22 protein-coding genes are annotated in these 21563 nt (G+C 65.5%); 11 read left to right on the top strand and 11 right to left on the bottom strand.

The window, feature by feature from the left end:
* The first annotated feature begins 40 nt into the window (after nt 1-40).
* Nucleotides 41-268: a hypothetical protein gene (locus G6N38_RS12900; RefSeq protein WP_163747895.1), complete on the top strand. Its 228-nt coding sequence runs from the start codon at nt 41-43 to the stop codon at nt 266-268.
* Between the two features lie 7 nt (nt 269-275).
* Here G6N38_RS12900 and G6N38_RS12905 read toward each other — a convergent pair whose 3' ends face one another.
* Nucleotides 276-1145 (bottom strand): helix-turn-helix transcriptional regulator, encoded by an 870-nt coding sequence (locus tag G6N38_RS12905; RefSeq protein WP_163747897.1) that lies wholly within the window; start codon nt 1143-1145, stop codon nt 276-278.
* Between the two features lie 73 nt (nt 1146-1218).
* Between G6N38_RS12905 and G6N38_RS12910 the strand changes: the two genes are divergently transcribed.
* On the top strand, nt 1219-1878 hold the full coding sequence (locus G6N38_RS12910) for a class I SAM-dependent methyltransferase (RefSeq protein ID WP_163747898.1): 660 nt from the start codon (nt 1219-1221) through the stop codon (nt 1876-1878).
* 76 nt (nt 1879-1954) lie between these two features.
* Here the strand turns inward: G6N38_RS12910 and G6N38_RS12915 are convergent, their stop codons facing one another.
* Together G6N38_RS12915 and leuA are read right to left on the bottom strand one after the other, a co-directional pair.
* Complete coding sequence (locus G6N38_RS12915) at nt 1955-2341, bottom strand: SHOCT domain-containing protein (protein WP_163747900.1); 387 nt, start codon at nt 2339-2341, stop codon at nt 1955-1957.
* Nucleotides 2342-2351: 10 nt separating this feature from the next.
* Nucleotides 2352-4187 carry a 2-isopropylmalate synthase gene (gene leuA, locus G6N38_RS12920; protein ID WP_407662970.1) on the bottom strand — a complete coding sequence of 612 codons (1836 nt, stop codon included), beginning with the start codon at nt 4185-4187 and terminating at the stop codon, nt 2352-2354.
* 430 nt (nt 4188-4617) lie between these two features.
* On the opposite strand from leuA, the gene G6N38_RS12925 reads away from it, so the two are divergent.
* Nucleotides 4618-5502 (top strand): hypothetical protein, encoded by an 885-nt coding sequence (locus G6N38_RS12925; protein WP_163747902.1) that lies wholly within the window; start codon nt 4618-4620, stop codon nt 5500-5502.
* On the opposite strand, the gene G6N38_RS12930 is transcribed toward G6N38_RS12925, so the two are convergent.
* The 7 genes from G6N38_RS12930 to G6N38_RS12960 all read right to left on the bottom strand — a co-directional run bounded on the left by G6N38_RS12930 (nt 5474) and on the right by G6N38_RS12960 (nt 12897).
* Entirely contained in the window at nt 5474-6115 is a 642-nt protein-coding gene (locus G6N38_RS12930; RefSeq protein ID WP_163747904.1) for a helix-turn-helix domain-containing protein, read from the bottom strand. The genes G6N38_RS12925 and G6N38_RS12930 overlap by 29 nt on opposite strands.
* Before the next feature lie 11 nt (nt 6116-6126).
* Complete coding sequence (locus tag G6N38_RS12935) at nt 6127-7314, bottom strand: NAD(P)/FAD-dependent oxidoreductase (RefSeq protein WP_163747905.1); 1188 nt, start codon at nt 7312-7314, stop codon at nt 6127-6129.
* Entirely contained in the window at nt 7311-8645 is a 1335-nt protein-coding gene (locus G6N38_RS12940) for an FMN-binding glutamate synthase family protein (protein ID WP_163747906.1), read from the bottom strand. Before G6N38_RS12940 ends, G6N38_RS12935 begins: the two co-directional genes overlap by 4 nt.
* A complete protein-coding gene (locus G6N38_RS12945; protein WP_163747908.1) occupies nt 8646-9332 on the bottom strand; it encodes a protein glxC in 687 nt (228 codons plus the stop codon).
* Nucleotides 9320-10213 (bottom strand): class II glutamine amidotransferase domain-containing protein, encoded by an 894-nt coding sequence (locus G6N38_RS12950; RefSeq protein WP_163747910.1) that lies wholly within the window; start codon nt 10211-10213, stop codon nt 9320-9322. The genes G6N38_RS12945 and G6N38_RS12950 overlap by 13 nt, the downstream gene beginning before the upstream one ends.
* A 32-nt stretch (nt 10214-10245) precedes the next feature.
* Nucleotides 10246-11553, bottom strand: coding sequence for a type III glutamate--ammonia ligase (gene glnT, locus G6N38_RS12955; RefSeq protein ID WP_163747912.1), 1308 nt, complete (start codon nt 11551-11553; stop codon nt 10246-10248).
* 90 nt (nt 11554-11643) lie between these two features.
* On the bottom strand, nt 11644-12897 hold the full coding sequence (locus G6N38_RS12960) for an ammonium transporter (RefSeq protein WP_163747914.1): 1254 nt from the start codon (nt 12895-12897) through the stop codon (nt 11644-11646).
* 135 nt (nt 12898-13032) lie between these two features.
* Between G6N38_RS12960 and G6N38_RS12965 the strand changes: the two genes are divergently transcribed.
* Nucleotides 13033-13476 (top strand): hypothetical protein, encoded by a 444-nt coding sequence (locus tag G6N38_RS12965; protein ID WP_108052556.1) that lies wholly within the window; start codon nt 13033-13035, stop codon nt 13474-13476.
* On the opposite strand, the gene G6N38_RS12970 is transcribed toward G6N38_RS12965, so the two are convergent.
* Nucleotides 13417-14052, bottom strand: coding sequence for a nitroreductase family protein (locus G6N38_RS12970; protein WP_163747916.1), 636 nt, complete (start codon nt 14050-14052; stop codon nt 13417-13419). The genes G6N38_RS12965 and G6N38_RS12970 overlap by 60 nt on opposite strands.
* Before the next feature lie 94 nt (nt 14053-14146).
* On the opposite strand from G6N38_RS12970, the gene G6N38_RS12975 reads away from it, so the two are divergent.
* From G6N38_RS12975 to G6N38_RS13005, 7 genes are all read left to right on the top strand, one after another.
* Nucleotides 14147-15412 (top strand): aspartate kinase, encoded by a 1266-nt coding sequence (locus G6N38_RS12975; protein ID WP_163747918.1) that lies wholly within the window; start codon nt 14147-14149, stop codon nt 15410-15412.
* A 2-nt stretch (nt 15413-15414) separates the two neighbouring features.
* Complete coding sequence (locus G6N38_RS12980; RefSeq protein ID WP_163747925.1) at nt 15415-16449, top strand: aspartate-semialdehyde dehydrogenase; 1035 nt, start codon at nt 15415-15417, stop codon at nt 16447-16449.
* A gap of 30 nt (nt 16450-16479) precedes the next feature.
* Nucleotides 16480-17604: a DUF4185 domain-containing protein gene (locus G6N38_RS12985; RefSeq protein ID WP_407662971.1), complete on the top strand. Its 1125-nt coding sequence runs from the start codon at nt 16480-16482 to the stop codon at nt 17602-17604.
* Between the two features lie 829 nt (nt 17605-18433).
* On the top strand, nt 18434-18877 hold the full coding sequence (locus G6N38_RS12990; protein WP_163747927.1) for a hypothetical protein: 444 nt from the start codon (nt 18434-18436) through the stop codon (nt 18875-18877).
* Between the two features lie 127 nt (nt 18878-19004).
* Complete coding sequence (locus G6N38_RS12995) at nt 19005-20453, top strand: catalase (protein ID WP_163747929.1); 1449 nt, start codon at nt 19005-19007, stop codon at nt 20451-20453.
* Nucleotides 20454-20461: 8 nt separating this feature from the next.
* Nucleotides 20462-20890 carry an organic hydroperoxide resistance protein gene (locus G6N38_RS13000; protein ID WP_179968516.1) on the top strand — a complete coding sequence of 143 codons (429 nt, stop codon included), beginning with the start codon at nt 20462-20464 and terminating at the stop codon, nt 20888-20890.
* A 4-nt stretch (nt 20891-20894) separates the two neighbouring features.
* Nucleotides 20895-21545: a sensor domain-containing protein gene (locus tag G6N38_RS13005; protein ID WP_163747933.1), complete on the top strand. Its 651-nt coding sequence runs from the start codon at nt 20895-20897 to the stop codon at nt 21543-21545.
* Nucleotides 21546-21563 lie beyond the last annotated feature (18 nt).

A 21563-nucleotide genomic window follows, 5' to 3' on the forward strand; every position in this document is an offset into this window, starting at 1 on the left:
CTGGCGTACCGTGACGTTGGGCCCACTGACAATGTGTTTCTTGACAGAAGGCAGCTCCGACATGAAAAAACTACTCGCCGCCACCGTAGGGGCGGCGGCAATCGCGCTGCTCGCGATATTCGCCGTCACCGCCGCCATTAGCGGCTCCACCTTCAACCGCACCTCCGCAGATTCCGGGCAGGAGTCGAAATTCCCCACGCCCACAGCGCCGTCGCCGGCGGAGGTTTCGGGGGGTGTAACCACAACAACAGCTTCGTCGATCCACTGAGCTCCCGCTATCTACCGCTTGGCGGGGCCTCCTGGTTGCGCCACTGGCGTGGCGAAACACCGTGGTTGCGAAGGAATACCCGCCCGAAGTAGCCGGCGTCTGCTATTCCGACCCGTCGGGAGACCTCGGTAATGCTGAGGTCGGTATCGCGCAACAGGATTCGCGCCTGACCCATCCGGCGCTCGACGATCCACTCACCGACGGTGCGGCCGGTGCGACGGCGGACAACGGTGGTGAGATGCCCTGGAGTCAGGCCCAGTTCCCGTGCGACGTCCCGCAGTGAGGTGGGCTTCTCGATTCGCCGGTCTATCACCGTGAACACGTCGGCAATCAGCGGCTCGCCGCACCGGCGCAGATCGTCGGCCATGTCTCCGGTCATCCGGGCCAGGTCGATGAGGAGCAAGGTGAGCTGAGCCAGCGCCGCCGGCCGGTAACCGTCGCGGCGAGCAGTGATTTCGGCTTCGATGGAATGGATCGTACTGTCCCAAAATTGTTTCCGATCATTCGGAACACGGAGACGAAGAATCCCGCCCGGTCGTCCGTGCAGGAACGGAAACAGCAGCGGATGACGCCGCCAGGCCGGAAACGGCGAATGGGCCCCGTCACCGAGTGCGGCGGGGTCGAATAACACCGCGAAGCCGTTCGAGGAATCGTCAACGGCCGCTGGGTCGATCGTCTCGCCTGCGGCGACGATGCACACCGATCCCGTGTCCGGAAGATACGTCATGATCGGGAAGCCGTGGATGTGCCGGGACTTCTCGGGCGGCCCATCGGGGTGCAGGCGCAATACGGACACCGGCGGGAACGCTGGGTCGGTGGGGTACTCGTAGACGGGTACACCGTCGAGATGGCGTACCCGGCGGGGGGCCGGGACCATTGGCCAAATATAGTCCGGTTTTTGCCGAAGATCGCACAAGACTTGTTCGATCAGTGCAGCCACGATGGATTACATGACCAAAAATCGTCCACATTCGGTGGTCGGCAGGTGGGGTAACGATCACGATTACCTTCCTGCCGCCGGCCACGATCGGTTGCTACCCGCTTACGACCTGTTGACCTGGGTGTTGGGCGCAGGTCCGATCTACGATCAGCTGATCGCACAGGCCTCGTTGTTCGACGGTGCGCGAGTGCTCGAGGTGGGGTGTGGGACGGGCAATGTAGCGATCCGAGCGATCCGGGCCGTCCCAGCCGCCGAGGTGACCGCATTGGATCCCGATCCACGCGCGCTGAACCGGGCCCGCCGCAAGGCCGGTGACCGACCCGGGGTTCACTTTGAGCAGGGTTACGCCCAGCAGCTGCGCTACGCCGAGGGCGCCTTCGATCGAGTGTTGTCGTCGATGATGCTGCATCACCTCGACCACGACGTGAAGGCGGCCGCGCTGGCTGAGGCGTTCCGGGTCCTCAAGCCAGGGGGTGAGATACACGTCGTCGACGTCGTCCACACACACGGGCGCGTGCATACGACGGCCGGCGAGGTGCCCGAACTTATCCGGCTGAGCGGATTTCACTGCTCCGTAACGGGAGCTCGTCGGCTGCGGTTCGTCGGGCAGGTGCAGTACTGCTGTGGCGTCAAACCCGCCGACAACTCGTCGGGACCAGTTCAGAGCTGAGCGTCACGGTCGATCAGTCCGACGGGCAAGACCAAGCCGGGCTGATCGACCGCGTGCTCGACGCGGTGTTCTTCGACTAGCTGAGGGCCTTGGTCTTCAGTGCGTCGAACTCCTGCTGCGAGATAGTCCCGGCATCCAAGAGCTGCTTGGCGTGCTCGATCTCCTGCGCGGGCGAACGCCCGGCAGCGTCCCGGATGTAGTCGTCGGTCTCCTGTTTGGCAGCCAGCGCAGCGTCGCGAGCGCGCTGGGCCATCCCCTGACCCCGCGCGATCAGGTAGATCAGCGCGGTCACCCATGGGAACACGATCAGGAAGATCACCCAGACGGCCTTGAGCCAGCCGGATGTCGTGTGATCACGCCAGAACAGGTCGACCAGGATCTGGAACAACACCAGCAGGTAGGCGATCCAGGCGAAAATGATCAGGAAGTGCCAGAGGAAATCCCATGTCGAACCCCAGTCCACGGCTTACTCCTTAACTTGTTGGGATAACACCGATTCGCGCTGCGCGGTTCACCGCTGAGACTACGGCCCGCAGCGACGCCGTGGTGATCGACGTCGCGATGCCGACGCCCCACACCGTGCGCCCACCGATGGACGCTTCGACGTAGGCCGCCGCCGCGGCCTCCTCGCCGGCGGACATTGCGTGCTCGGAGTAATCCAGCACACTCACGTCGAATCCGACCGTGCCCAGCGCGTCGACGAACGCCGCCAACGGACCGTTGCCCTCGCCGCTGATCTCGGTCTCCACCCCGTCGATCTTCACGACGGCCTCGATGACGTCGGTGCCGCCGTCGACCTCCGCGCCGACCACCTTCTGGCGGATTCGCTCCAAAGGCCGGACGGGCGATAGGTATTCGTCGGCGAACGCGTCCCACATCTCCTTGGGTGACACCTCGCCGCCCTCACCGTCGGTGATCGCTTGGATCGCTTGGGAGAACTCGATCTGTAGCCGGCGTGGCAGCACCAGCCCGTGATCGGCCTTCATGATGTAGGCCACCCCGCCCTTGCCGGACTGCGAGTTGACCCGGATCACGGCCTCGTACGTACGGCCGACGTCCTTGGGGTCGATCGGCAGATACGGCACCTGCCACAAGATGTCGTCGACATCGGAATCCGCCTCGTCGGCTGCGACTTTCATCGCATCCAAGCCCTTGTTGATGGCGTCCTGGTGGCTGCCCGAGAATGCGGTGTACACCAGATCGCCACCGTACGGATGGCGTTCGTGCACGGGCAGCTGGTTGCAGTACTCGACGGTGCGGCGGATCTCGTCGATATTGGAGAAGTCGATCTGTGGATCCACCCCGCGGGAGAACTGGTTCAGTCCCAGCGTCACCAGACATACGTTGCCCGTGCGCTCACCGTTGCCGAACAGGCAGCCCTCGATGCGGTCTGCGCCAGCCTGATAGCCCAATTCGGCTGCCGCAACAGCAGTTCCGCGGTCATTGTGCGGATGCAGGCTCAAGATGATCGAGTCGCGAGGGTTGAGGTGCCGGTGCATCCACTCGATCGAGTCGGCGTACACGTTAGGAGTGGCCATCTCGACGGTGGCGGGCAGATTGACGATCAGCGGCACCTCTGGGGTGGGCTTGACGATGTCGGCGACGGCATTGCACACCTCGACGGCGTACTCCAGCTCGGTGCCGGTGTAGGACTCGGGGGAGTACTCGAAGCGCCACTGGGTACCGGGATACTTCGCCGCCTCCTGGACGCACAAGCGCGCGCCGTCGGTGGCGATCTTCTTGACATCCTCACGGCCGGCCCGGAATACGACCCGGCGCTGCAGGATCGACGTCGAGTTGTAGAAGTGCACGATGGCGCGCGGCGCTCCGGCGCACGCCTCGAAGGTGCGGGTGATCAACTCGGGGCGGCACTGCGTCAGCACCTGGATGGTGACGTCGTCAGGGATGGCGCCCTGCTCGATGATTTCGCGGACGAAGTCGTAATCGGTCTGGCTGGCCGATGGGAAGCCGACCTCAATCTCCTTGTAGCCCATGTTGACCAGCAGCTCGAACATGCGGCGTTTGCGGGCCGGGCTCATCGGGTCGATCAGTGCCTGGTTGCCGTCGCGCAGGTCAACTGCACACCACATCGGCGCGTGTTCGATGACTTTGTCTGGCCAGGTGCGGTCCGGCAGGGTGATCGGCTCAACTTCGTGAGCGAACGATCGGTATCGGTCGACCGGCATCGACGACGCGCGCTGGGTGTTCCAGGACGGCTGGCCGGCACGGCGCGGGCCGGCGGGGGTCTTGATGGTGCGGGCAGATACGTAGGCGTCTACAGATTCAGTGGACGGTTTCTGGGTGGTCACGATTGGCTCCGGGATGTCTTGGATTGGACTTCAGACCGGCGCATCGCGAATACCCGCGACGGGAAGCCAGTCTGGATCAGACCCCGTCGCGGCGTCCGAGAAGGAGCACCCGCTGCACAGTTTCGTACTGTACTCCCGGGGTGCCGACTGGCCAAAAGTCGAGTTGGTGAATTTGTGCGGCCGCGCCGGAATGTGCCGCCGCTTCTGAGACCAAAGCCTGGGTCGCGGGCTCCCCGCGTGCACCCTGCCGCGGTACATCCCTCAGCCAAGCGCCCGGTTGAAGCGGCGAGCCAGACGGGTTCGAAAACGGTCGGGAAGCGCCCCGCGGCCGAACGTCGATCCAGCCAGGCGCGCAGCGCCCGTTCTGCGCCCAAGGATTCGCCGACAAGGTAAATTGACGGCGTCGTAAGCCGTGATCGGGGGTTTATTCGTGCAATTGAGCGTTCGCTCCATGCTGGCTACCGGGTTCGCGATGACCGCTGCCACCACCATCGTCCTGGCGCCGCTGCCCGTCACCGCCCCGCTGCCGGTGACGCGCACCTCACCCGTCGTCCTCGCCGGCGCCTGGCAGGACCTCGACGCCAATGTCACCGAGGATCTGACCAACCTGAAGGCCTTGCTCGCCAGCTCCGCTTCCACGCCGATCCTGACCCAGCTCGCATCGAACGTCACCACCTACGGGCGTTGGCTGGCCGGCCAGGACGGTGGCAGTCCCGCAAAGGTCGTGCAGACGATCGGCGAACACGTTGTCGCGGTCGGCACCACACTGACCAGTCTGGCGCTTCTGGTGCCGCTCAGCTTCATCGGGCCGTTCATCGCGCCCGCCGTCACGATCATCGAGTTGGTCGCCGACACGGCCAGGTACCCATCTACTCCAGAGACCGTGCTGCAGGCGTTCATCGACGTGCCGGCCGTGTATCTCAACACCACCCTGAACTGCTGCTCCAGCCCCCTTTTCCAGCTGTCCTTCGGCTTGCTGAACCCCGGGCCGTTGGGTTATCTGCTGCAGGTGCGGTCGGCGATCGCGGCGGCGCTACGGATAACGACACCCTCGTCGTCTGAGCCGTCCGCCAGCGCACCGCGGCCGACCGAAGACACGGTTTCGCCTGCGGCCGCGCAGTCGTCCCTGGCTACCGCGGTTAGCCGGACCCTTCGGGCGCCGCAAGCTGCCGCCAGTGCTTCCAAGACCGCATCCGCGGCCACCGAGCGGTCCGGTGCCGGGCGCAAGGCGGGCGCGAACGCTCCGGAGACGTCGTGGTCGGGCAAGGGGAAGTCGGCGCGAGCCGTCAAACCTGGGAGTCTGGGAACGCGATAACCGACAGAAACCGGATCGGCACTTCAATCAGGTCCGCTGGTCCGTGTGCGCCCTCCCCGTCGATCTGCAGGGAGTCGCCCGGATGCAGCCGGTACACCGAGCGGCTGTGTGCGTAGTCCATAACGCCCTCGAGCACATAGATGAACTCAGTGCCCGGATGCTGGAACAGTGGGTAGGTCTTGCTCTTCTCTGACAGGGTGACCAGCAGACATTCCAGGCGCTTGTGTTCGCCCCGCAGCGAGCCCAGCAGTTCGTACTCGTGGCCCTCCCTGGTGCCGTTACGCACGATCCGCGCGCCGGTGCCGGACTTCACGAAGGCGGCGGGACGCTCGACGTCGGCACCGCGAAACAGCGTGGTCACCGGAACGTCGAAACCCTTCGCCAACAGCGCCAGCGTGGACAGGCTCGGTGAGGTCTGGGCGTTCTCGATCTTGCTCATCATCGCCTTGGAGATACCGACCCTGGTCGCCATATCGGCCACCGACAAGCCCAACTGCTGACGCAGTAGCCGCACGTTGTGCGCGATCGCGGCCTCGAATTCCAGCTCCGCGACCGGCTCGTGCGGTTCGCGATCGCGGGCAGTACCCGATTGGTTGCGCAGCAGATCGGTCACAAGGGCAGTATCTATCTCATCTGCCCGGCGCCGACATAGGGATACGGACTCTTCAACAGCGCACCCTGCGCGAAGCGGGACAACCGGAAGTCTGTCTCGGGTATCCGAGGATCGCTGCTGCGGCCATCGACGACCAGGTCTGCGACCAGTCGGCCCACGGCCGGTGCGATCTTGAACCCGTGACCGCTGAAGCCGGCGGCGACGAACAGCCCGTCGCGACCGCTGGCCGAGATCACCGGGTTCCAGTCCGGTGTGACGTCATAGCATCCGGCGTAGCTGGTGGTGATCGCCGCGCCGGTAAAGCCGGGGAAGCGATTGCCCACCTTGTCGACGGTGAGGTCGATGAAATCCTCGGTGGCCCGGTTGAGGTAGTCGTCGGGATCGGCGGTCACGACATCGGAGAGATCGCTGTTGCCGAACAGCACGTCACCGCCGACTTCTGGGCGCACATATTGCAGCGACACCAGATCAGAGAACACCGGCACCGGCCCCAATTCGACGCCGGGGGAGATCATGACGATCTGCTCGCGGACCACCCGGATCGGCACGTCGATGCCGTAGGGCGCCAGGAACGCACTCGTCCATACCCCGGTTGCGACGACGACGCTGCCCGCGCTGATCTCTGAGCCGTCGGCCAGCCGCACGCCGGTGACGGCATCTCCGTCGGTGAGCAGATCGGTTACCGTGGCGCCCTGGCGGATTCGTACGCCGGCCGCGCGAGCGCTGACGGCGAACGCCTGGGCGGTCTGGTAGGCGTCGCCGTAGCCGCCGCGGGATTCCCAGCCGAACGCGGCGAACGGCGACAGGTCTGCGGTCGGCCACAGCCGGGCCACTTCGGCGGCGTCGATCTCCTCGGTCTGAACACCGACCGCGCGTTGTGCGGCCATGCTTTTGCGCAAGGAATCGACGTTGGGTTCGCCGACGCCGACGACGTATCCGGTCTGCCGAAAGCCGATATCGTCGCCGAAGATCTCGTCGGCCTTCTCGAAAACCTCCAGGCCGACGGTTGCCATCGCGGCCAGCGAGCTCACCCCGTAGTGACAACGCACGATTCCGCTGGACTTACCGGTCATCCCGGATGCCACGGTATTACGTTCGGCGACAACCACATCGGTGATGCCACGTTGGCTCAACGCCCAGGCCGCCGCGCACCCCTCGATCCCGCCGCCGACGATAACGACATCGGCTGTCTCGGTCATCGGCCTGTCCCGGGAATCCACGAGGTGCCTGCCAGCGGAACCCGGGCCATCGCCGCCGCCTCGATGGTCACCGCGACCAGGTCCTCGGGCTCCAGGTGCAACAGGTGTGCCTTGCCACAGGCACGGGCGATGGTCTGGGCCTCCATGGTGAGCACTCGCAGATAGTTGGCCAGTCGCCGGCCGGCATCCACCGGATCCAGCCGGGCCGCCAGCTCGGGGTCCTGGGTGCTGATGCCGGCAGGGTCGCGGCCATCCTGGAAGTCGTCGTAGAAACCGGCCGCACTGCCCAGCTTCTCGTACTCGGCGGCGTACTTGGGATTGTTGTCTCCCAGCGCGATCAGCGCGGCCGTGCCGATCGCCACGGCGTCGGCGCCCAGGGCCATCGCCTTGGCGACGTCCGCGCCGGTGCGGATGCCGCCGGACACGATCAGCTGGACTTTGCGATGCACCCCCAGCTCTGAGAGTGCCTGCACGGCTTGTGGAACCGCGGCCAGCGTCGGGATGCCGACGTGCTCGATGAAGACATCCTGGGTGGCGGCGGTACCGCCCTGCATCCCGTCGACGACCACCACATCGGCGCCGGCGGCCACCGCCAGCTTCACGTCGTAGTAGGTGCGGGTGGCACCGACTTTGACGTAGATCGGCTTCTCCCAATCGGTGAGCTCGCGCAGCTCGTTGATTTTGATGGTCAGGTCGTCGGGGCCGGTCCAGTCGGGGTGCCGGCAGGCGGAGCGCTGGTCGATGCCCTCGGGCAGGGTGCGCATCCCCGCGACTCGCTCGGAGATCTTCTGTCCCAGCAGCATTCCGCCACCGCCCGGCTTGGCGCCCTGGCCAAGAACGACCTCGATGGCATCGGCCTTGCGCAGGTCGTCGGGATTCATCCCATACCGGGAGGGAAGGTATTGATAAACCAGGTACTTGGACTGACCGCGTTCCTCGGTTGTCATGCCCCCGTCGCCGGTGGTGGTCGACGTGCCGACCTCGCTGGCGCCGCGGCCCAGTGCCTCCTTGGCCGGGCCTGATAGCGCGCCGAACGACATACCGGCGATGGTGACCGGAATCTCCAGATGCAGAGGGTGTTTGGCGTGCCGGTTGCCGAGTACGACATCGGTGCCGCAGCGCTCACGGTAGCCCTCCAGCGGATAGCGCGACATCGACGCGCCCAGAAACAGCAGGTCGTCGAAGTGGGGGAGTGCCCGTTTGGCGCCCCAACCGCGGATGTCGTAGATGCCGGTCTCGGCGGCCCGCTGAATACCTGCGATGGTGGCGCGGTCGAAGGTGGCTGATTCGCGCAGGCCCAGGCGGGCCCGCTCGTCGTGGGTGTATGTCATTTAGTAAACCGCGCTGTTGTCGACGTGGAAGTGGTAGAGCGCCCGGGCGGAGCCGTAGCGGGTGTAGGTGCTGGTGTCATCGTCCTCGAAGCCGGCGGCCTTGAGTAGGCGGCCAAGCTCCTCGTGGTGTTCAGCGCGCATCTCCTTGGCGATGCAGTCGGCGCCAAGTGAGGCCACCGCACCGCGGACGTACAGGCGAGCCTCGTAGATCGAATCACCCAGCGCCTCACCGGCATCGCCACGAATTACCAATCGGCCGGCTTGTGCCATGAACGCGCTCATGTGTCCGACGCTGCCACCCACGACGATATCGACTCCCTTCATTGAGATCCCGCAGCGTGCCGCGGCGTTGCCTTCGACGACGAGCAGCCCGCCATGCGCGGTGGCGCCGGCCGACTGGGAGGCGTTGCCCTTGACCCAGACCGTGCCGCTCATCATGTTCTCGGCGACCCCGGTCCCGGCATTGCCGTCGATGATGACCTCGGCATGCTGGTTCATCCCGGCGGCGTAGTAGCCGACGTGACCGTCGATTCCGACGCGTACCGGGGCGTCGAGACCCACTGCCACATTGTGGGCGCCGGCGGGATTGGCGATCTGGAACGCGCCGGACAGGCCAGGCGTATGCAGGGCGGCGTTGACCTCACGCAACGGCGTGGTGCCCAAGTCGAATCGGATTACCTCGTCCATGCGTAGACCACCTCCGGTTCGGGCTCCCAAATAGCCGCCTTCTCGACGCCGGGAAGTCCTGCCAGCGCGCGATATTCGCTTCCCATCGCCACCCAGTCGTCGGTCTCGGCGATCACCGCAGGCTTGCAGGCGATCGCGTCGCGGACGACGGCGAACGAGTCGTGGTTGGACACCAGCAGTGTGTAGAAGCCGTCGAACGTGGCGCACAGTTCCTTCAGTGCCGACTCCACGTCGCGGCCGTGGGCCAGCTGGTCGGCCACGAAACGCGCGCCGACCTCGGTGTCGTTCTCGCTGTCGAATACCACCCCGGCGGCCTGCAGGTCGCGGCGGATCGTGGCGTGGTTGGCAAACGAACCGTTGTGCACCAAACACTGATCCGGTCCCACCGCGTACGGGTGTGCCCCGGCCGGGATCACCGCCGATTCGGTGGCCATCCTGGTGTGGCCCACCCCCTGCCAGCCCTGGGCGTTCGCCAGCCCCCACGCCTCGGCGAGTGCTCGGGGATGACCGACGCCCTTGAGCACAGCCACGTTTGCCCCGAAGCCGGCGATCAGTGCGTGCGGGTAGTGCGCCGTGACCGCGGCGTGCAGGGTCTCGGGCGTGACATCGGCCGATACCAGCAGCGTCTCGTCGACGCGGTGCACGGACACCTCGCCGAGCGCCGCGCGCAGCGCCGCAGCCATCTGTTCCGGACTGTCATCGACGTCGAGCACCGAGACGGTGCCCTTCCCCGGTGGTGACCAGTGAGGGTCGCCGTAGACCGCCACCCCAGCGGAATCGCTTCCACGGTTGGACATTTCACAGAGCATGCCGGTCAGTAGTTCACCAAGCCGGGGGTAGAGCTCCGGGTTGCGTAGGTGCAGACCCACGATCCCGCACATAGTTTTCCTTTCTGGCGAAGTCAGAAGTGAAGTCAGAATGCGGTCAGGTACTGGTCGACCTCCCACGGACTGACCGCGCTGTGGTAGGCGAAGAACTCGTCGCGCTTGAGTCCGGCGAAGTAGGTCGCCACGCCGTCTCCGACGGCATCGAGCACACCGGTGATCACCGCGTCGCCCTCGAACTCGTCGACAGCGTGCAACAGGGTGGGCGGCAGGGCGGTACGGCCGTCGGTGCCGCCGATCGCACCGGGGTCGATGCTGCGCTTGATGCCGTCGATGCCTGCGCCCAGCGCCGCGGCGATGGCCAGGTACGGGTTGGCCGATCCGTCCCCGCCGCGCAGCTCGACCCGTTGGGAGTCCGGGACGCGGATGTAATGGGTGCGGTCATTACCGCCGTAGGTCGGTAACTTCGGCGCCCAGGACGCTCCCGAAGCAGTGGTGAGTGCGCCGGTTCGCTTGTAGGAGTTGACCGTTGGTCCGACGACTGCCTGTAGCGCACAGGCGTGGTCGAGGATCCCGCCGATGAACGCATACGCGGTAGACGACAAGCCCAGCCCACGGTCGTCGGAGTCTTCGGGGAACACCGGGGTGCCGCCGCTGGTCAGCGACAGATGCAGGTGCAGACCGCTGCCGGTCCGGTCGGCGAACGGTTTGGGCATGAAGGTGGCGACCATGCCGCGTTCGGCGGCGATCATCGACAGCAGGTAGCGCAGCGTGATCACCCGGTCGGCGGTGGTCAGCGCGTCGGCGAACTGAAAGTTCTGCTCGAACTGGCCGTTGCCGTCCTCGTGGTCGTTGGCATAGTTGGACCAGCCGAGGGTGTTCATCGCGGTCGATATGGCGGTGAGATGGTCGTACATCCGGGTGACACCGCGAGCGTCGTAGCAGGGCTGGGCCGCGGTGTCGGCCGTGTCGGCGGTCGCCAGAGTGCCGTCGGCGGCGCGGGTCAGCAAGAAGTACTCGACTTCTGCACCCACCCAGGGTTCGAAGCCGGCGTCGGCGGCTCGCTGGATCAGCGACTTGAGGATGACCCGTGGTGCGTACGGCCAGGGCTGGCCTTCGACATACGGATCGCAGTGCACGATCGCCAGGCCCTCTTTGATGAACGGGACCGGGGTGAACGACGCGGGGTCGGGGATCGCCATCAGGTCCGGGTCTTTGGGCTCCTGACCGATCGCCCCGACAGCGTAGCCCGCGAAGCCGACTCCGTCGGTGGCCAGTAGGTCAATGGCTTCAACGGGAACCAGTTTGGCGCAGGGCTTTCCACGCAGATCGACGAACAGCGCAAGGATGAATGTGGTTGCGGACTTCTCAGCCAGCTCGGCGAGGGTGGCGGACATGTTCTCTAACAGACTCTTTCGTGGTGTCGACGGGAAGAAGGTAGGTCGAGCCGGGCGCGGGAAGGAGGCCGCGCCCGGCTCGGGTCCTCCTTAGGCGTACTCGAGCTCGTACGCCAAGTCGCGGTGCACGTGGGCGTCGATACCCTTCTCCTCGACCTCGGAGGGGATTCGGATGCCCATCGTTTTCTTGATCGCCCATGCGATGACGAAGGCAATCGTGAACGAATAGACCATCACCGCACCGGCGGCCACCGCCTGCCGCCACAGCTGGTCGAGACCGCCACCGTAGAACAGCCCGTTGACCTTGTTCGGCATGCTGTCGCTGGCCAGGAAGCCGATCAGCAGGGTGCCGATGACACCACCGACGAGGTGCACGCCGACGACGTCAAGGGAATCGTCGTAGCCGAACTTCTCCTTGAGTCCCACGGCGTAGGGGCAGATGGCGCCCGCGACCAGGCCGAGGATGATCGCGCCGACCGGCGTCACCGATCCACAGGCCGGGGTGATCGCGACCAGGCCGGTGATCGCACCCGCGGCGGCGCCGACACCGGTGACGTGGCCGTCTTTGATCTTCTCGACCGCCAGCCAGGCAAGGGTGGCAGCGCAGGTGGCCACGAACGTGGTGACCATGACGATGGCTGCCGAGTTGCCCGCGGCCAGTGCCGAGCCGCCGTTGAACGCGTACCAGCCAGCCCACAGCAGGCCGGCGCCGAGCAGGGTCAGCGGGACGTTGTGCGGCTTGCGCAACTTGCCCCAGCTGGCGCCTTTCCCGAGCACGATGGCCACCGCCAGCGCGGCCGCGCCGGCGTTGATATGCACCGCGGTCCCACCGGCGAAGTCAATTGCCTTGAGGTTGTTGGCAATCCAGCCACCGACCGAGTCCGGGGTCACGACGCCGTTGAAGGCGAACACCCAGTGGGCGACGGGGAAGTAGACCAGAACTGCCCACAGGGTTGCGAAGACCATCCAGGCCGCGAACTTCATCCGATCGGCCGCAGCGCCGGAGATGAGTGCCACGGTGATCGCGGCGAACAGTGCCTGGAACAACGCGAACAAACTGACCGGTAGGCCGGAGATGGTGGTCTGTGACTCCATCAGGTTCTTCATCCCGGCGAATTCGGTGAAACTGCCGACGAATCCGCCGTAGGAGGTGCCGAATGTCATGGAGAATCCGAACAGGATCCACAGCACACCGACGATGGCAACTGCGCCAAACGTCATCATCATCATGTTGGTCGAGCTCTTGACCGAGACCATGCCGCCGTAGAACAGCGCGAGGCCCGGGATCATCATCGTCAGCCCGATGATGCAACACAGCATGAAGGCTGTGGTCCCTGTATCCATCTAATCTCCTGCGGGGTGGGCGGCCCTAGACGGTTGGGCCGTTCACTAGCAGTGAACTTTGTTTCTGTTACGTAGACGGCTGTTGGGTGTTGCCGCCGCGTTAAACGTTGGCGCGCACGGCTACGCTGGCTCACCATGCAACGACGACCGCGCTGGGTCCTCACCATCACCGTGGTGGTCATTGCGATTGGTGTCGCCGTGTGGTCGAAGTACTTCGACGGCCCGCCCGAGAAGTGCAAGCCCGTGATCGACTTCTTGGACTTCAGCCGGTCGCAGGCGGCGAAGATCGACTCCAAAGGAAACGAAGGCGTGCCGACGGTCGCCGAGGACGCCAACTACAAGGACTGGGCCGACGGCCTGGCCGAGCGGGCGCAGAAGGTGACCGATCCCGGATTGGCGGCGCAGGCCACCGAGGTGGCCCAGCTGGCCAACCAGTTCGTCTCCGGTCTGCCGACGCTGCGCGCCCAAACCCAATCGCGGGCCCCCGGTGCGCCCGCGCCGCCCCAGGTCTACGAGATGTCACTGCTCAACGACAGGATCGTTGCCAAGCTCGGGGACATGCGTAAAGAATGCTCCTGACCAGTTGAGCACGATCTGGTCCAGCGGCAGCCGCTCCCGCGGCCGGGCGTCGCGTTCAGCGATCTCCGGCGTCACCCGCGCGTAGTCGCCCGGGGATCCGACGGCGACCACGGCCAGCGGGCGCACCCCGTCCGGCAGCTCGAACGCGATACGGGCACCGTCGACATCGAAGCCGGCCATCGGATGCACGATCAGGCCCCGGGCCACCGCCTCGATGGACAGGTTCGCGATCGCCGCACCCGCGTCGACCGCGGAGTAGAGGGCCGTGCGGTCGTCCTCGCCCTGGTCAGCGCACACCAGGATCAGTGCGCCGGCAGCATGGGCGTAGCTGTTCCCGCGGCGCAGCAGGCCTGCCACCGCGGTGAAGGTCGCGGTGCCGCGCAGTCCCACCACGAACCGAACCGGCTGCACATGCCCCCAGGTAGCGGCCCAGCGAGCCGCCTCAAGCAGGGCGGTCAGCTGCTCGGATGTGACCACCGCGTCGGGGTCGAAGGCCCGCGGACTCCACCTGGCGGCGATGGCTGGGTGGATCGGTACCCGGGTCCGGGCGCGGCGTTCACTGGGTTGATCCGGCACGGCCGCGACGTTACCGCCGATCCGGGCGGGAAAAGCAGGTGCTTCGACCCTTTATCCTTGTAGCCGACATCCCGCGCTTTCGAAAGGGTAGACAGTGGCGCTCGTCGTGCAGAAATACGGCGGATCCTCGGTGTCTGACGCCGACCGGATCCGGCGCGTCGCCGAGCGCATCGTCGAAACCAAGAAGGCCGGCAATGACGTCGTCGTCGTCGTCTCCGCGATGGGGGACACCACCGACGAACTACTGGACCTGGCCAAACAGGTCTGCCCGGCCCCGCCCGCCCGTGAGCTGGACATGCTGCTGACCGCCGGTGAGCGGATTTCGAATGCGCTGGTGGCGATGGCCATCGAGTCGCTGGGCGCCGAAGCCCGCAGCTTCACCGGCTCGCAGGCCGGTGTCGTCACCACCGGCACCCATGGCAACGCCAAGATCATCGACGTGACGCCCACCCGGCTGCGGTCGGCGCTCGACGAGGGTCAGATCGTGCTGGTGGCCGGCTTCCAGGGCGTCAGCCAGGACACCAAGGACGTCACCACCCTGGGCCGCGGCGGCTCGGACACCACCGCCGTCGCGCTGGCCGCCGCCCTGCACGCCGACGTGTGCGAGATCTACACCGACGTCGACGGCATCTTCACCGCTGACCCGCGCATCGTGCCGAACGCGCACCGCCTGGACACCGTCAGCTTCGAGGAGATGCTCGAGATGGCGGCCTGCGGTGCCAAGGTGCTGATGCTTCGGTGCGTGGAATACGCCCGCCGCTACAACGTTCCGATTCACGTCCGGTCTTCATACACCGACAAGCCCGGCACGATTGTCACTGGATCTATCGAGGACATCCCCATGGAAGACGCCATCCTGACCGGAGTTGCCCACGACCGCAGCGAGGCCAAGGTCACCGTTGTCGGTCTGCCCGACGTACCCGGCTACGCGGCAATGGTGTTTCGCGCCGTCGCTGACGCCGACATCAACATCGACATGGTGCTGCAGAACATCTCGAAGGTCGAAGACGGCAAGACCGACATCACCTTCACCTGCCCGCGCGACATCGGCCCGACCGCGGTCGAGAAGCTCGCCGCGTTGCAGGACGAGATCGGCTTCACCAAGGTGCTCTACGACGACCACATCGGCAAGGTGTCGCTGGTGGGCGCGGGCATGCGCAGCCACCCGGGCGTGACCGCCACGTTCTGCGAGACGCTGGCCCGCGTCGGGGTGAACATCGAGCTGATCTCGACCTCCGAGATCCGAATTTCGGTGCTGGTCAAGGACACTGAGCTGGACAAGGCCGTCGCTGCGCTGCACGAGGCGTTCGGCCTCGGCGGCGAGGAAGAGGCCGTCGTCTACGCCGGAACGGGGCGGTAGAAATGGTGAACATTGGCGTAGTGGGTGCCACCGGCCAGGTCGGCCAGGTGATGCGCACCCTGCTGGAGGAGCGCGACTTCCCGGTGACCAGCGTGCGGTTCTTCGCCTCGGCCCGTTCGGCGGGTAAGAAGCTGCCGTTCCGCGGTCAGGAGATCGAGGTCGAGGACGCTGCGACGGCCGACCCCTCGGGCTTGGACATCGCGTTGTTCTCGGCGGGCGCGACGATGTCGCGGGTGCAGGCGCCGCGGTTCGCCGCCGCCGGGGTGGTGGTCATCGACAACTCGTCGGCGTGGCGTAAGGACCCCGAAGTTCCGCTGGTGGTGTCGGAGGTCAACTTCGCACGCGACGGACGTATCCGTCCCAAAGGCATTATCGCCAACCCGAATTGCACCACCATGGCCGCGATGCCGGTGCTCAAGGTGCTGCACGACGAGGCGCAGCTGGTGCGAATGATCGCCTCGACGTATCAGGCGGTTTCGGGCAGTGGCCTGGCCGGGGTCGACGAGCTGGCCACCCAGGCCCGCGCGGTGATCTCTCGTGCTGAGGAGTTGGTGCACGACGGCTCCGCGCTGGAGTACCCGGCACCGGTGAAATATGTTGCGCCCATCGCCTTCAACGTGGTGCCGCTGGCCGGGTCACTCGTCGACGACGGCTCGGGAGAGACCGATGAGGACCAGAAGCTGCGCAACGAGAGTCGCAAGATCCTCGGCATCCCTGATTTGGCGGTGTCCGGGACCTGCGTGCGGGTGCCGGTGTTCACCGGGCACTCGTTGTCGATCAATGCTGAATTTGCCCAACCGATTTCGCCTGCCCGTGCCGCGGAGCTGCTTGCCGGTGCGCCCGGGGTGAAGCTGGTCGACGTGCCAACGCCGCTGGCTGCCGCGGGCGCCGACGAGACCCTCGTCGGGCGGATCCGCCAGGATCCCGGCGTGCCGGAAGGGCGTGGACTGGCGTTGTTCCTCTCGGGGGACAACCTGCGAAAAGGTGCTGCCCTCAACACCATTCAGATCGCCGAGCTGCTGGCCGCCGAGCTCTGATTCGCTTTGCGCCGAAACAGCAGTTTGGGCGTGAAACTGCGAGTGGTCTGCGCCATTTCGTCGATCTCGACGCTGGTGTTGGCTCCGAGCGCGGCCGCTGACCCGCCGAGCCCGGCGCCCGATCCGATCCTGTCGCCGCTGGCGCCGGGCCAGGTGGTGCGCATCGGGCCGATCGCAGGCACCGGGACTCCGACCCGCGACTACGGTATCGGAGCCACTGATTTGTGCGAATTCATGGAATTCCCAACCGAATTGCTGCAGATCTGCGGTGACAGCTTTGCCGGTCAGGGGGTCGGATTCGGTGGTTGGTTCTCGCCGGTGGCTCTGCGCGTGTCCGGCGACTCGGTCGACGATCCCGACGGGGTGCGTTACACCGGGGTCACCGGCGTGGACAAGCCGCTACTGGCAGACCCCACGCCTGCCGGCTCGTCGCAGCTCCCGGCGGGGGTGGTGCAGATCAACCGGCAGAACTACCTGTTGGTGACCACCACCAAAGACCTGGCACCGCAAACCTCGCGGCTGGTGAAAGCTCAAGCTGGACAGGGTGGTTGGCAGACCATCGCCGGTTCGCAACGCCCCGCGGCCTATGCGGCCGGTCGCCAGACACAGATCAGCGGCTACTACGACCCGATTCCTACACCCGACTCGCAAACCGGCTGGGTGTACATCGTGGCCAACAATTTCGACCGGTCCGGCTCGACGGTGCTCTACCGCGCCACCCCGGAGACCTTCACCGATCGCTCCCGATGGCAGGGCTGGGCCGCCGGTGTGGGCGGCGGCTGGAACAAGCCGCCGACGCCGTTGTGGCCCGACCGGGTCGGGGAGATGAGCATGCGCGAGGTCGACGGCAAGCCGGTGCTGTCCTATTTCAATGCCAGCACCGGCAACATGGAGATCCGGGTGGCCTACGACCCGACCGGTTTGGGCACTGCCCCGGTCACGACGGTGGTGCAGGCGGGTGATTGGCCGGATCCGGTCGAGAGCCTGCCGTCACCCGATGACAATCGGCTCGCACAGCCGTACGGCGGCTACATCTCGCCGGGTTCGACGCTCGACGAGGTGCGGGTGTTCATCAGCCAGTGGAATACGGCGCCGCGTGACCGAGCGCCCTACCGAGTGCTCCAGTTCGCAGTGAACCCAATCAAACCGTGGTGAGAGGCCTCTTAACTCAGCGTTCTGCGAGGGGTCGCGAGATCGCCGCGAACCACCGCAATCAACGAGCAGTTCTTCGGTAGGCTCGCTCCTACCGAAAAGGGCCGTTTTTCCTGCGGGGCCGCCCTTCTTGTATTCAGTCGCCAGGCTGCGCCCATGGTCGGTCACGACCGTGATGATCTTGCTCGACTTCGCTACAGCGGAGTTCTCCATAGGAACCGTGCCATGCAGACCTCCCGTCGGCGGCTATCCCGCAAGCGTCACCGCTGGTCTTATCGCATCTGGACGGGCGGGCGGGAAGTCGAACTCGCTTCCTCTGACGGAGAACACGCCGACCGCTGCTACGCCGCAATCACCTGGCATTCCGATGGTGGGCCGAGTGAGTGGGTCGAGCCGGTGCCGACTATTTCTGATTCGACGGATTTGCGGTGAACCCGATTAAACCCTGGTGACCGGCTTCAGGAGCTTCGCCCGTATACGCAAGATCTGTATTTGAGCAACACCCAAGAGTAACACCGGCCACAGCAACCCAGACGCCGCGGTAAGCGCGATGCGGACTCGGCCGCGTACGGCGTCACCTGTATGAAAGGCTTCGGAGAACGCCCATGCCAGGACAGCGAACAACGGTATGCCGGTGAGGTAGAGATAGAACAGCACCGCGAAAACTCCTTTTGAGCAACCCCTGCGATATGGTTGCAAAGTTCGCTGGCACTGTCCAGTCCTGCAGCCGCAGGATGAAACCAGGCCACTCCGACGCTCCGGAACGTCATTCATAGCCAACTCAAAGGTCCGACCTAGCCCACGCTGGGTAGCAGGCTCGGATGATCGATTTATGACCGAAACACCAGAGCGGGCCGACGAGCCCGCCACCAGTCCTGTCGCCACGCTTGAGCCGCCACCGCCACCGCCCGCGTACTACGGGCCGGCTCCCGTCGCGGACCGACCAAACCGGCTCTACCAGGCTGCCGCATGGGTGGCGATCGCGGCGGGAACTATTTTCATCGTCGGCGCCGTTTTCTTTACAGGATTCGCCCTCGGACGCCACAGTGGTCACGGAGGCGGTTGGCACCAACACGGCGGTGATTCACAGGAGTTTCATCACCGCGGTGGACCCGGGATGATGCCGGGCATGGGACCCTGGGGTCCGATGGGGCCCGGTGGGCCCGGCGGCCCAGGTCCGATGGGGCCCGGTGGTCCCGCTGGGCCCAATGCCGGACCCGCTGGACCGGGCGGTACCGGCCCTGGTGCTGCCGCCAACCCCACGCCGCGTCCCTGACGTCTCCACCGAGCCGCCCAGCGCCCTCACCCCCCCAGAGGGCGCTGGGCTTTCGGCTGTGATGGGAACGTGCTTCGCGGGTACTCGCTCCTCGATAGGCCCACAGCCTGAGAGAGGGGCACGAGAAATGACAGAGAAGTACGCGACGACCGATGCTGGTGCGCCGGTCCCAAGTTTCGAGCATTCCCTGACAGTCGGACCCGATGGTCCGATCCTGCTCCAGGACCATTACCTGATCGAGCAGATGGCCAATTTCAACCGGGAGCGCATCCCGGAGCGCCAACCCCACGCGAAGGGCGGCGGCGCGTTCGGCTCGTTCGAGGTGACCAACGATGTCAGCCAGTACACCAAGGCGGCGTTCCTGCAGCCGGGCATCAAGACAGAGATGGTCGCAAGATTCTCAACTGTCGCCGGCGAGCGGGGCAGCCCAGACACCTGGCGCGACCCGCGCGGCTTCGCGCTGAAGTTCTACACCAGCGAGGGCAACTTCGACATGGTCGGCAACAACACACCGGTGTTCTTCGTGCGCGACCCGATGAAGTTCCAGAACTTCATCCGCAGTCAGAAACGGATGGCCGCCAACAACCTTCGAGACCACAACATGCAGTGGGACTTTTGGACGCTGGTGCCCGAGTCTGCGCATCAGGTGACGTATCTGATGGGCGATCGGGGCATCCCCAAGACCTGGCGCAACATGAATGGCTACTCCAGTCACACCTACAGCTGGCTCAACCCGGACGGGGAGCTGTTCTGGGTGAAGTACCACTTCAAGACCGACCAGGGCATCGACTACCTGACCCAGGAGGATGCCGACCGGTTGGCGGGCGAGGATGGCGACTACCACCAGCGCGACCTGTACAACTCAATCGAGGACGGCGACTTCCCGAGTTGGACCCTGCACGTGCAGATCATGCCGTTCGAAGACGCCAGAACCTACCGGTTCAATCCGTTCGACCTGACCAAGGTGTGGCCGCACAGCGACTATCCGTTGCACGAGGTTGGACGAATGACGTTGAACCGCAACGTCGTCGACTATCACGCTCAAATCGAGCAGGCTGCCTTCGAACCGAACAACATCGTGGCGGGGACCGGTTTGAGCCCGGACAAGATGTTGCTGGCCCGCGGGTTCTCCTACAGCGACGCCCATCGTCACCGGCTCGGCGTCAACTACAAGCAGATCCCGGTCAACGAGCCCAAGGTCGAGGTGAACGCCTACTCCAAGGACGGCGCGATGCGTATCCGCAACGCGACCGATCCGGTGTACGCGCCCAACTCGATGGGCGGCCCAGAAGCCGATCCCGCGCGGGCCGCTGAAGTGCACTGGACCTCCGACGGCGACATGGTGCGCACTGCGTATACGCTGCGGCCAGACGACGACGACTGGGGTCAGGCCGGCACGTTGGTGCGGGAAGTGATGGACGACGCCGCCCGAGATCGGTTGGTGCGCAACGTTATCGGGCATGTTTCTGACGGTGTGAAGGAACCGGTGCTGTCCAGGGTGTTTGAGTATTGGCGCAACGTCGACCCTGACCTAGGTAAGAAGATCGAGGAAGGTGTGCGCGCCGAGCTGGCATGATCGACGCCATGAGTATCGATGTCATCTACACCGCGGAGTCGACCGCCAGCGGCGGAGGACGCGACGGACATGTGAAGTCTTCGGACAAGCGAATCGATCTGGAGACCAGACCTCCGAAGGCGGCAGGGGGCAGCGGTGAAGGCACCAATCCCGAGCAGCTCTTCTCGGCGGGCTACGCCGCCTGTTTCCTGGGCGCGATTCAGGTGGTCGCCCGAACGGAGAAGATCGCACTCGATAGCGCATCGGGGGTCACCGCGCAGGTCGGATTCGGCAAGGACGACGACGGTGGTTACGGCATCAACGCTCACCTCATCGGTTACCTCCCGGGCTTGACGCAGGGGCAGGCCGAGGAGCTGATGGGCAAGGCACACCAGGTCTGTCCGTACTCCAAGGCCACCCGCGGCAATATCGACGTCACACTGACCGCCAAGGTCTGAGGCGATGCGCACCGCTGTCGCGGCGGCTGCGGCGTTGGCCGCCGGTATCACCGGTTTCGCCGCGGCCGCTCCGGCGCAGGCTCGTCCGTCGGATCCGGGTGTGGTGTCCTATGCCGTGCTCGGCAAGGGTTCCGTCGGCAACATCGTCGGCGCCCCGATGACCTGGGAATCGGTGAACACCGATCCGGTTCAGACGTACTGGGTGGACCTGCCGGCGTGCAACAACTGGGCCGATATCGGGCTGCCGGAGGTGTACCTCGATCCCGACCTGGCGTCATTCAACAGTGCGGTGACCCAGACGTCGGCGACCGACCAGAACCACCTGGTCAAGCAGGCCATCGGGGTGTTCGCCACGGTCGAGGCCGCCAACCGTGCGTTCCACCGCATCACCGATCGCACCGTCGGCTGCGCCGGCCAGACCACGGCTATGCACCTCGACGACGGAACCACGCAGGTGTGGTCGTTCGGTGGGGCCGCGCCAACGGCCACCGATGCGGTCTGGGTCAAACAGGAAGCGGGCACTGATCGCCGCTGCTACACCCAGACCCGGCTGCGGGAGAACGTGCTCCTGCAAGCCAAGGTCTGTCAGTCGGGTAACGGCGGGCCCGCGGTCAACGTTCTAGCCGGTGCCATGCAGAACACGCTGGGTCAATAGCCACGTCACGGACATGTC

It is taken from the genome of Mycolicibacterium helvum, from assembly GCF_010731895.1.
Taxonomy (GTDB): domain Bacteria; phylum Actinomycetota; class Actinomycetes; order Mycobacteriales; family Mycobacteriaceae; genus Mycobacterium; species Mycobacterium helvum.